Here is an 11,290-nt window from a genome sequence, read left to right as displayed (position 1 = left end):
AAAACCATGACGTTCAAGGCGCCGGACAGCCTCTCCGAGCAGATTGCCGACTACCTGGCCGAGCGCATCATTCGTGGCGAGCTAGCGCCTGGCGAACGCATCCAGGAGCAGAAGGTCACCGTGGCCTTGGGCGTCAGCCGTGGTTCGGTGCGCGAGGCCTTGTTGATCCTGGAGCGGCGTCACCTGGTGGCGATCCTGCCGCGTCGCGGCGCCCACGTCACCGAGCTGGATGAACGCGGCGTGCGCAGCCTGTGCACCTTGATGAGCGAGTTCTACATCCTGCTGGGCAACGCGGTTGCCCAACAATGGCGCCTGGAAGCCGATCTGCGCCCGTTTCTGGACATTCAGCAGCGTCTGCGCCAGGCCTGCGAGCAGCAGGATATCAAGGTCTTCGTCGCCGAGAGCTTCGCCGTGATGCGCGCCGCCTATCCGTTCGCCGACAACCCCTACCTGCAGGAGACGGTCGAGAATCTGCAACCGGCCATGAGCCGCGCCTATTACCTGGCCCTGGACCAGCGCCAGGCCAACATGGATGACTACCTCGACCTCTTCGCGCGCCTGCTCGAAGCGGTCGTGGCCCGTGACCTGGTGCGCATTCGCGAGGTGCTCGCCGCCTATGGCCGGCGCAGCTGCGAACTGGTGCTGGCGGCATTGGCGCGGGGCTGATCGATGCGCCTGAAGTGCATCCGCCTGGCCGGCTTCAAGTCGTTCGTCGACCCGACCACAGTCAACTTCCCCAGCAACATGGCGGCCGTGGTCGGCCCGAATGGCTGCGGCAAGTCCAACATCATCGATGCAGTGCGCTGGGTGATGGGCGAGAGCTCGGCGAAAAACCTGCGCGGCGAGTCGATGACCGACGTCATCTTCAACGGCTCGACCAGCCGCAAGCCGGTGAGCCAGGCCAGCATCGAGCTGGTCTTCGATAACAGCGAAACCACCTTGCTTGGCGAGTATGCGGCCTATGCCGAAATCTCGATCCGCCGCAAGGTTACCCGCGACGGGCAGAACAGCTACTACCTCAACGGTACCAAGTGCCGGCGCCGCGACATCACCGATATCTTCCTGGGCACCGGGCTTGGCCCGCGCAGTTACTCGATCATCGAGCAGGGCATGATCTCCAAGCTGATCGAAGCCAAGCCGGAAGAGCTGCGCAATTTCATCGAAGAAGCCGCTGGCATCTCCAAGTACAAGGAACGCCGCCGCGAAACCGAAAACCGCATTCGCCGCACCCAGGAGAACCTGGCGCGCCTGACCGACCTGCGCGAAGAGCTCGAGCGCCAGCTCGAACGCCTGCATCGTCAGGCCCAGGCTGCGGAAAAGTTTCGCGAGTACAAAGCCCAGGAGCGCCAACTCAAGGCGTGCCTGGCGGCCCTGCGCTGGCGCGAGCTGGACGAGCGCGTGCGCCAGCGCCAGGCGGTGATCGGCGATCAGGACATTGCCCATGAGGCCCTGGTGGCCGAGCAGCGCAATGCCGATGCCAGTATCGAGCGCCTGCGCGACGGGCACCATGAACTGTCAGAGCGTTTCAATCAGGTGCAGGCGCGCTTCTACTCCGTGGCAGGTGACATCGCCCGGGTCGAGCAGAGCATTCAGCATGGTCAACAGCGCCTGCGTCAGTTGCAGGACGACCTCAAGGAAGCGGAGCGCACCCGCCTGGAAACCGAATCGCACCTGGGTCATGACCGTACCTTGCTGGCCACGCTCGGTGAAGAGCTCGCCGAGCTTGAGCCTGAACAGGAACTCACCCTGGCTGCTGCCGAAGAAGCGGCAGCGGTGCTGGAGGAAGCCGAAGCCGGCATGCACGGCTGGCAAGAGCAGTGGGACAGCTTCAACACCCGCTCGGCCGAGCCACGGCGCCAGGCCGAGGTGCAGCAATCGCGCCTGCAGCAGCTGGAAACCAGCCTGCAGCGCCTTGCCGAACGTCAGCGCAAGCTGGCGCAAGAGCACGCGCAGTTGGCCGCACAGGCGCACGATGCCGGTTTCGACGAGCTGGTTGAAAACCTGGCCAGCAGCGAGCCGCAGCTCGAACAATTGCAGCTGTCCGAGCAGCAGGTGGTCGAGCGCCTGGACGGTGTGCGCGAGCAATTGCAGCAAGCCAGCGCTGCCCAGCAAAGTCAGCAGGGCGAGCTGCAACGCCTCGGTGGTCGACTGGCCTCGCTCGAGGCGTTGCAGCAAGCGGCGCTGGAGCCTGGCGCGGGGGCTGCGCAATGGCTGCGTGAGCAAGGATTGGAGCAGCGTCCGCGCCTGGCTGAAGGCCTGCGCGTGGAGCCGGGTTGGGAACTGGCGGTGGAAACCGTGCTGGGCGCCGACTTGCAGGCTGTGCTGCTCGATGATCTGGCGGGGCTGGAGTTCGACGGGCTGGCGCAAGGCGAGGTGTGTCTGGTGGTGGCCGGCGGCGGTGCGGCGAACCGCCCCGGCAGTCTGCTCGACAAGGTCGAAGGCCAGGCAGACCTCGCGCCCTGGCTGGGCCAGGTGTATCCGGTAGAAGACCTCGCCCAGGCGCTGGCCGGGCGCGCTGCGCTGGGTGATGGGCAGAGCCTGGTCAGCCGCGATGGCTTCTGGGTCGGCAAGCACTTTCTGCGCGTCAGCCGCGCGGGTGATGCCCAGGGCGGGGTACTCGCCCGCAGCCAGGAAATCGAACGCCTTGGCCAGCAGCAGCTGGAGTCCGAAGCGGCGCTGGAGCAGGTCGAACAGCACCTGCAGGCGACACGCGAACAGCAGCTGGAGCTTGAAGAGCAGCGTGAGCAACTGCGCCGTCAGGCTCAGGAAGAAGCCCGCCGGCAGGCCGAGCTCAAGGCCAGCCTCAGCGCCAGCCGTGCCCGCGCCGAACAACTCGAGCTGCGCCATCGGCGCTTGCAGGAAGAGCTCGGCGAACTCGAACAGCAACAGGCGCTGGAGCAAGAACAGCTCGGCGAAGCCCGTCTACTGTTGCAAGACGCTTTGGAACTGATGGCGCAGGACACCGAGCAGCGTGAGCAACTCATGGCGCGCCGCGACACCTTGCGCGAAGGCCTCGACCGCATCCGCCAGGAGGCCCGTCAGCACAAGGACCACGCCCATCAACTGGCTGTGCGTCTGGGGTCGCTACGCGCCCAGCACGACTCCACCCGGCAGGCGCTCGAACGCCTGGAGCTGCAGGCTGCGCGGCTCAGCGAGCGTCAGGAGCAGTTGAACTTGAACCTGGAGGAGGGTGAGGCCCCGCAGGAAGAGCTGCGCCTGAAGCTTGAAGAGTTGCTCGAGCGGCGCATGGGCGTCGATGAAGAAATGCGCTTGGCCCGCCTGCACATGGACGAGGCCGACCGTGAGCTGCGCGATGCCGAGAAGCGCCGTACCCAGGCCGAACAGCAGGCGCAGATGCTGCGCGGCCAGCTCGAGCAGATGCGTCTGGAAAGCCAGGGGCTGGATATTCGCCGCAAGACCCTGCAGGAACAACTGCTGGCTGACGGTTACGACTTACAGGGTGTACTGGCCACGGTCGCCGCCGATGCCAGCGAGCAGAGCACCGAGCAGGCCCTCGAGCAATTGGAAGCGCGTATCCAGCGCCTGGGCGCCATCAACCTGGCGGCCATCGAAGAGTATGAACAGCAGTCCGAGCGCAAGCGCTACCTGGATGCCCAGAACGACGACCTGGTCGAGGCCCTGGATACCCTGGAAAACGTCATCCGCAAGATCGACAAGGAAACCCGCAGCCGCTTCAAAGATACCTTTGATCAGATAAATGCCGGATTACAGGCACTTTTTCCAAAAGTTTTCGGTGGCGGCAGCGCTTATCTGGAACTGACGGGCGAAGATTTACTCGATACAGGGGTGACAATCATGGCGCGTCCACCGGGTAAGAAGAACAGCACCATCCATTTGCTGTCCGGTGGCGAGAAAGCATTGACCGCATTGGCGCTGGTGTTTGCCATTTTCAAGTTGAACCCGGCACCGTTCTGCATGCTCGACGAAGTCGATGCGCCGCTGGACGATGCCAACGTCGGACGCTATGCACGCCTGGTCAAGGAAATGAGTGAAAGCGTGCAGTTCATCTACATCACCCACAACAAGATCGCCATGGAAATGGCCGATCAGTTGATGGGGGTCACCATGCATGAGCCGGGTTGCTCGCGGCTGGTGGCGGTGGATGTGGAGCAGGCACTGGCCATGGTCGATGCCTGATGCGGGAAGAGAGGGTGAAAACTGTAGGTAAATGCCCCTGTCATGTGCGACAGACGGTGTAAAGTTGTCTTTGGTCGTGCTAGCTTAATGTCACTCGTTTCTAACGTGGATAAAACGCCTGTCAGAACATAGAGTTGGCGCCACGTGTTAAAGGGCTTTGAAGCCTTTGTTTTCAAGCATATTTTTATAGAGGCACGGGATTACATGGAAATCGGTCTGCGCGAGTGGCTGATCGTCATCGGCATCATTGTCATCGCCGGGATTCTTTTCGACGGCTGGCGCCGCATGCGCGGCGGCAAGGGCAAGTTGAAATTCCGTCTGGATCGCAGCTACTCCAACCTGCCTGATGAAGAGGGCAGCGCCGAAGTGCTCGGCCCGTCGCGAGTGCTGGAAGGCCAGAAGGAACCTGAGTTGGATGAAGCCGACCTGCCTTCGATGAGTGCGCCAGCACGTGATCGCGAACGCGAGCGCGAGCCTAAACCGGCCAAGGTCAACAAGCGCGCCAAGCGTGGCGTGCCGCCAGCTGCCGACCTGGGCCTGGCCGCCGAACCGCGCGAAGCGCAGCTGTATACCGAGACCGAGGACGACTTCGCCGCCGACAATACCCGCAACAGTTTTGCCGCCAGCGGCAACGCTGCCAAGGAACTGCCACCGGTTGACGAAGTGCTGGTGATCAGCGTCATTTCCCGTGATGAGGGTGGTTTCAAAGGCCCGGCGCTGTTGCAGAACATCCTCGAAAGCGGCCTGCGCTTCGGCGAGATGGATATCTTCCATCGCCACGAAAGCATGGCGGGTCACGGCGAGGTGCTGTTCTCCATGGCCAACGCGGTCAAGCCCGGCATCTTCGACCTGGACGATATCGACCACTTCAGCACCCGTGCGGTGAGCTTCTTCCTCGGCCTGCCTGGCCCACGTCACCCGAAGCAGGCCTTCGATGTGATGGTGGCGGCAGCGCGCAAGCTGGCCCATGAGCTCAACGGCGAATTGAAGGATGATCAACGCAGTGTCCTGACTGCCCAGACCATCGAACATTATCGCCAGCGCATCGTCGAGTTCGAGCGCCGTGCGCTGACGCAGAAACGCTGATAGATCCAGACTAAAGAGCAGCCTCTGGGGTGTGCTGGTGGGTTCGGGGCGAGGTCTGCCCAAACCCCAGGCAGTCCAGGGGCTGCTTTTTTGCTTTGCCAGAGAACCTGAACCATGACCGCCGAAACCCGAATCCACGCACTGCGCGCCGAACTCGACCAGCACAACTACCGCTACTACGTGCTCGACGAGCCGAGCGTGCCCGATGCTGAATACGACCGCCTGTTCAATGAGCTCAAGGCGCTCGAAGCGCAAAACCCGCACCTGGTCACCCCCGATTCACCGACCCAGCGTGTCGGTGGCAGTGCCTTGGCTGCCTTCAGCCAGGTGCGTCACGAAGTGCCGATGCTGAGCCTGGGCAATGCCTTCGAAGAGGCCGACCTGCGTGAGTTCGGCAGGCGCGTTACCGATGGGCTCGATCAGCCGGGGACCGTGGATTTCAGCTGTGAGCCGAAGCTCGATGGCCTGGCGGTCAGCTTGCTGTACCGCGACGGCCAACTGGTGCAGGGCGCTACCCGTGGCGATGGCACAACGGGCGAAGACATCAGCGCCAATGTGCGCACGGTGCGTAATATCCCGCTGAAGCTGCAAGGTACGGGCTGGCCAGCTGTGCTTGAAGTGCGTGGCGAGGTGTTCATGAGCAAGGCCGGCTTCGACCGTCTCAATGCCGCCCAGGCCGAAGCCGGGGGCAAGACCTTCGCCAACCCACGCAACGCCGCTGCCGGCAGCTTGCGCCAGCTGGACTCGAAGATCACGGCCAGCCGCCCGCTGGAGTTCTGCTGCTACGGTGTCGGGCAGGTGTCGGAGAGCATCGGCGACAGCCACATCGCCACCCTCGAGCAGCTCAAGCAGTGGGGCCTGCCGATCAGCCGCGAGCTCAGGCATGCTGCCGGGATCGAAGAGTGCCTGGCCTACTACCGCGATATCGGCGAGCGGCGTAACAGCCTGCCCTACGAGATCGATGGCGTGGTGTTCAAGGTCAATAGCCTGGCTTTTCAGCGTGAATTGGGTTTCCGTGCCCGCGAGCCACGCTGGGCCATCGCCCACAAGTTTCCGGCCATGGAAGAGCTCACCGAAGTGCTCGACGTTGAGTTCCAGGTCGGCCGCACCGGTGCGGTGACGCCGGTGGCGCGCTTGAAGCCGGTCAAGGTGGCGGGGGTGACGGTGTCCAATGCCACGTTGCACAACATGGACGAGATCGCCCGTCTGGGATTACGCATTGGCGATACAGTGATCATTCGCCGGGCTGGCGATGTGATACCACAGGTGATGCAGGTAGTGCCCGAGCGCCGTCCCGAACATGCACGCCAGGTCGAAGTGCCGAGCCAGTGCCCGGTGTGCGGCTCGCAAGTCGAACGGACCCAGCTGGTCAAGCGCAGCAAGGGCAGGGAAACCACCAGCGAGGGCGCGGTCTACCGCTGCGTTGGCCGCCTGGCCTGTGGTGCCCAGCTCAAGCAGGCGATCATTCACTACGTGTCGCGTCGCGCCATGGACATCGATGGCCTGGGTGAGAAGAGCGTCGAGCAGTTGGTGGACGAGGGCCTGATCGCTTCGCCCGCAGACCTGTACAAGCTGCAATTCGAGCAGGTGGTCGGGCTGGAAGGCTTCGCCGAGGTGTCGAGCAAAAAACTGCTCGATGCCATCGAGGCGAGCAAGCGGCCAAGCCTGGCGCGGTTCATCTATGCCTTGGGTATCCCGGACGTCGGCGAGGAAACCGCCAAGGTCCTGGCTCGCTCGCTGGGCAGCCTGGCGCGCGTGCAGCAGGCGCTGCCGCAGGTACTGACGTACCTGCCGGACATCGGTCTGGAGGTGGCCTACGAGATCCACAACTTCTTTGAAGACGAGCACAACCAGAAGGTCATCGAGCAGTTGCTGGGCAGCGGCATGCAACTGCAGGACGAAGGCGAGCTGGCGGCCGAATTCGCCGCCAGCACCAGCCTCGCCGGCCTGATCGCCAAGCTCGATATTGCCTCGGTCGGCCCGACTGGCGCGGAAAAACTGGTGGCCAAGCTCGACAGCCTGGACAAGATCATCGCTGCCGATGGCATCGACTTGCGCCAGGCCCTGGCGGCCAAGCAGGCCGATGCGGTGCGTGAGTTCTTCAAGGACCCCGCCAACCAGCAGTTGGCGCGCAATATCGAGGCGCAACTGCTGGCGTTCGGCATGCACTGGCACAGCGAGAAGAAAATCGCCGAAGGACTGCCGCTGGCCGGCCAGACCTGGGTCCTGACCGGCTCGCTGGAGCGCATGAGCCGCGACATCGCCAAGGACAAGCTGGAAAGCCTTGGCGCCAAGGTGGCCGGCTCCGTCTCCGGCAAGACTCACTGCGTGGTAGCCGGGCCGGGCGCTGGCTCGAAACTGGCCAAGGCCAGTGAGCTGGGGGTCAAGGTGCTCGATGAAGACGCCTTCGTCGCCTTCCTGGGCGAGCATGGCATTGCCGTGGACGCTTGAAGATGGCCTGGCTGGGGCGAGGGGCGATGGCCAGAAACCGCCCTGGCCAGACAAGTCATTGAGAAATGATGACTTTTTCTGCTTCAGAGGTTGTATCTGCGTTCAGGACCGGTACAATGGCGCCACTCGCTGCTCAGCGAGCTCTGTAGTGGTGGCCCCATCGGTCCCCCCGCATTGATTACCCGTTAACCTGGTCAGGCCCGGAAGGGAGCAGCCATAGCGGGAACATCGAGTGCCGGGGTGTGGCTGGTGGGGCCGCCTCCATTTCGCGATCCGTCATCGCCATCCCATTGCCCACACGTGCGCATCGCGCAACACTCGCCAGTCCAGCCATTCGCTGCGCTTGCTGTATACCGCCTGCAATTCCACGCGCAGCAATTCGCCGCTGTGCTCATCATGCTCGAGGTCAGTCACCAGGAAGTGCTTTTCGCGGTTCTGCGGCTGCGTCGCGGTCCATTTCGACAGCTTGAGTTTGGCGGGGTTGAAGCGGTTCATGGGACACTCCTCGGAAATCTTTTCGGCCTGCCTTCGCTATGACAGTCGCCGCGGTCAGACGTCCGCTGCACGACGCAGCCTGTCATCACCGGGCACCCGCCGCCGTGTAGTCGGCCGCCCCATACCGCTGCACGATGCGGTCGATCTGCCCCGATTCCTTCATCCGCACCAAGGCCCGCAGAAGCCGCTGGGTCGGCACCGCCGGGTCGTTGCGCACCAGGCAGCCCAATGCCTGTTCCTCGAGCACGGCTTGCTGGGTCAGACGTTGGCCCGGCGGCACTTGCTGGTTGAACCAGCGCAGCGACAGCTCGTTGCTCACCGCATGCTGATAGCGCCCGGCCTGCAGTTTCTGCAACGCCAGTTGCTGGCTGCGGCTGTCTTCGCGCAGCAAGCGGCCTTGGTCGAACAACGGCTCGAGGGTGTCGTAGGCATACCCCAGCACGGTGCCGATCGCCTGCGTGGGCAATTGCGCGGCAACCACAGGCTGGGTATCACCCGGCCGGCCGACCAGCACATCGCGCTGTGCGATCAGCGGAATGCTCCAGACGAAATTGCCGGGGCGATCATTGAACCAGCGTGTGCTCACATAGCAGCGCACGTCGATGTCACCGTCATCCATCGCCTGTTGCAGGCGCAGCCGGGCCAGCACGTGGTATTGCGGGCGCACCTCGGCCTCGCGGGCCAGGGCCTGCATCAGATCGAACAGCAGGCCTTCAACGGGCTGGTCGTCTACCACCCGCACCAGCGGCATGCTCCAGCTCTCGGCCACGGAGAAACGCAGCACCGGTTGCTCGGCCTGCGCCCAGGTGCAGTACAGCATCAGTGCGGTCAACAATCGTCGCAATGCGCATCCTCCCTGATCAGCGCGCTCTTTGCATAGCGTAGACGAGCCACGCAGGGTGCAATTTTGCCCTCGCTCCGCTAGCATTAGCGATCTTTGGGCTGGATCAGGCTGCGATGGTTTTTCGATGAGTTATCAGGTTCTTGCACGTAAATGGCGTCCGCGCTCGTTCCGCGAAATGGTCGGCCAGACCCATGTGCTCAAGGCCTTGATCAATGCCTTGGACAATCAGCGCCTGCACCACGCCTACCTGTTCACCGGCACGCGTGGGGTCGGCAAGACCACCATCGCCCGTATCATCGCCAAGTGCCTGAACTGCGAAACCGGCATCACCTCGACCCCCTGTGGCACCTGCTCGGTGTGCCGCGAGATCGACGAGGGCCGCTTCGTCGACCTGATCGAGATCGACGCCGCCAGCCGCACCAAGGTCGAAGACACCCGCGAACTGCTCGACAACGTGCAGTACGCACCCAGCCGTGGGCGCTTCAAGGTTTATCTGATCGACGAAGTGCACATGCTGTCCACGCACTCGTTCAACGCGCTGCTCAAGACCTTGGAAGAGCCGCCGCCCTACGTCAAGTTCATCCTCGCCACCACCGACCCGCAGAAACTGCCGGCCACCATCCTGTCGCGCTGCCTGCAGTTCTCGCTGAAGAACATGAGCCCTGAGCGGGTGGTCGAGCACCTGAGCCATGTGCTGCAAGCCGAAAACGTGCCGTTCGAGGCCGACGCGCTGTGGCTGCTGGGTCGCGCGGCGGACGGGTCGATGCGCGATGCCATGAGCCTGACCGACCAGGCGATCGCCTTTGGCGAAGGCAAGGTGCTGGCCGCCGACGTGCGCGCCATGCTTGGCAGCCTCGATCACGGCCAGGTCTACGGCGTTCTGCAAGCGCTGCTCGAAGGCGATGCGCGGGCCTTGCTCGAGGCGGTGCGCAACCTTGCCGAGCAGGGGCCCGACTGGAGCGGTGTGCTGGCTGAAATGCTCAATGTGCTGCACCGTGTGGCGATTGCCCAGGCACTGCCTGAAGCGGTGGACAACGGCCAGGGCGACCGTGATCGCGTGCTTGCGCTGGCAGCGGCGCTGCCGGCAGAAGATGTGCAGTTCTATTACCAGATGGGCCTGATAGGCCGGCGCGATCTGCCATTGGCCCCAGACCCGCGCGGTGGCTTCGAGATGGTGCTGCTGCGCATGCTGGCGTTCCGCCCAGCTGATGCCGAGGACGCGCCAACCCCTGTGCTAAAGCCAGCGGGGATCAGCCAGGCCACAGCTGACCCAGTAAAGCCGGTGGCCCCAGCAGTTCAGGTTGAGCCGGTTGCGGCCCAGGCGCCTGCGCCCGAGGCGCCGCTGGCTGATGCTGCGCCGCTGGAAGTGCCGCCTCCGGCAACTGCCGACCATGAGCCGGAAACCAAGGCTGACGTGCAGCTCAAGGCCGAGATCGAGGCCATTTCGGTGCCCGAACCGGCTGCCGACGTCATCGACCTGCCTTGGGACGAGCCGCAAGGCGCGCCTGCGCCGTTGCCAGCCGCTGCCCCGGCACCGCAACTGACCCCGTTGCCAGCCCCTGCTGCGGCGCCCGCAGCGGCACCGGCAGTGCACGACGAGCCGCCGTTCGACCCGACCGCCTACGTCAGCGCCGGCATGGAACGTGACGACGAACCACCGTTGGACGAGGACTACTACGGCGGCGAAAGCGACCCGGTGGGCTTCACCTACCTGGACGAACTGGCCGAGCATGTGCAGGAGCAACCTGCGGCCGCCCCCGAGCCGCTGCCAGCCGCGCAGCCAGCCACGGGCCTGGCCTTGCAATGGCTGGAATTATTCCCACAATTGCCTATCTCCGGGATGACAGGCAACATCGCTGCAAACTGTACATTGATAGCCGCTGACGGTGACGACTGGTTGCTGCACCTGGATCCGGGGCAGGGCGCGCTGTTCAATACCACACAGCAACGGCGTTTGAACGAGGCGCTCAATCAGCATTTGGGGCGTACCCTGAACCTGCGCATCGAGCTGATCCGCCCGGAGCAGGAAACCCCTGCCCAGGCGGCCTCGCGCAAGCGTGCCGAGCGTCAGCAGGATGCGGTGTCGTCGATCGAGCACGACCCGTTGATCCAGCAGATGATCAAGCTGTTCGGCGCCACGGTGCGACAGGATACTATTGAGCCTGTAGACGCCCTGGTCAGCCAGGGCCAGTAATCGATAACCATGCGCCCGGACCCGTGCCGTGGCGCAGCACATGACCCAATCGAGGTATACCC

The 11,290-nt window shown here is 63.8% G+C and carries 7 protein-coding genes and 1 other RNA gene; 6 read left to right on the top strand and 2 right to left on the bottom strand.

The annotated features are described in order from the left end of the window. Nucleotides 1-6: 6 nt before the first annotated feature. The 5 genes from FS665_RS13720 to ffs all read left to right on the top strand — a co-directional run bounded on the left by FS665_RS13720 (nt 7) and on the right by ffs (nt 7,950). The gene (locus FS665_RS13720; RefSeq protein WP_145189147.1) at nt 7-666 is read left to right on the top strand and encodes a GntR family transcriptional regulator; all 660 of its coding nucleotides are present in this window, start codon (nt 7-9) and stop codon (nt 664-666) included. A gap of 3 nt (nt 667-669) precedes the next feature. Then, the gene (gene smc / locus FS665_RS13715) at nt 670-4,158 is read left to right on the top strand and encodes a chromosome segregation protein SMC (protein WP_145189144.1); all 3,489 of its coding nucleotides are present in this window, start codon (nt 670-672) and stop codon (nt 4,156-4,158) included. A 204-nt stretch (nt 4,159-4,362) separates the two neighbouring features. Then, nucleotides 4,363-5,244 (top strand): cell division protein ZipA, encoded by an 882-nt coding sequence (gene zipA / locus FS665_RS13710; protein ID WP_145189141.1) that lies wholly within the window; start codon nt 4,363-4,365, stop codon nt 5,242-5,244. Between the two features lie 114 nt (nt 5,245-5,358). Then, on the top strand, nt 5,359-7,695 hold the full coding sequence (gene ligA / locus FS665_RS13705; RefSeq protein ID WP_145189138.1) for an NAD-dependent DNA ligase LigA: 2,337 nt from the start codon (nt 5,359-5,361) through the stop codon (nt 7,693-7,695). A 158-nt stretch (nt 7,696-7,853) separates the two neighbouring features. After that, nucleotides 7,854-7,950: signal recognition particle sRNA small type (gene ffs, locus FS665_RS13700), an RNA gene on the top strand. A 21-nt stretch (nt 7,951-7,971) separates the two neighbouring features. Here ffs and FS665_RS13695 read toward each other — a convergent pair. Together FS665_RS13695 and FS665_RS13690 are read right to left on the bottom strand one after the other, a co-directional pair. Further along, on the bottom strand, nt 7,972-8,190 hold the full coding sequence (locus FS665_RS13695; RefSeq protein ID WP_145189135.1) for a TIGR02450 family Trp-rich protein: 219 nt from the start codon (nt 8,188-8,190) through the stop codon (nt 7,972-7,974). A gap of 85 nt (nt 8,191-8,275) precedes the next feature. Next, entirely contained in the window at nt 8,276-9,034 is a 759-nt protein-coding gene (locus tag FS665_RS13690) for an ABC transporter substrate-binding protein (RefSeq protein WP_145189132.1), read from the bottom strand. Nucleotides 9,035-9,158: 124 nt separating this feature from the next. Between FS665_RS13690 and dnaX the strand changes: the two genes are divergently transcribed. Next, the gene (gene dnaX / locus FS665_RS13685; RefSeq protein WP_145189129.1) at nt 9,159-11,228 is read left to right on the top strand and encodes a DNA polymerase III subunit gamma/tau; all 2,070 of its coding nucleotides are present in this window, start codon (nt 9,159-9,161) and stop codon (nt 11,226-11,228) included. Nucleotides 11,229-11,290: the final 62 nt, after the last annotated feature.

Source organism: Pseudomonas sp. URMO17WK12:I11 (assembly GCF_007677725.1).
GTDB lineage: Bacteria > Pseudomonadota > Gammaproteobacteria > Pseudomonadales > Pseudomonadaceae > Aquipseudomonas.
This window is presented reverse-complemented; position numbering and strand designations above follow the sequence as displayed.

Bases quoted from the DNA above. Each gene is read 5' to 3' on its own strand.
- ligA (WP_145189138.1), top strand. From the start codon at position 5,359: ATGACCGCCGAAACCCGAATCCACGCACTGCGCGCCGAACTCGACCAG.
- zipA (WP_145189141.1), top strand. From the start codon at position 4,363: ATGGAAATCGGTCTGCGCGAGTGGCTGATCGTCATCGGCATCATTGTC.
- FS665_RS13720 (WP_145189147.1), top strand. From the start codon at position 7: ATGACGTTCAAGGCGCCGGACAGCCTCTCCGAGCAGATTGCCGACTAC.
- smc (WP_145189144.1), top strand. From the start codon at position 670: ATGCGCCTGAAGTGCATCCGCCTGGCCGGCTTCAAGTCGTTCGTCGAC.
- dnaX (WP_145189129.1), top strand. From the start codon at position 9,159: ATGAGTTATCAGGTTCTTGCACGTAAATGGCGTCCGCGCTCGTTCCGC.
- FS665_RS13695 (WP_145189135.1), bottom strand. From the start codon at position 8,190: ATGAACCGCTTCAACCCCGCCAAACTCAAGCTGTCGAAATGGACCGCG.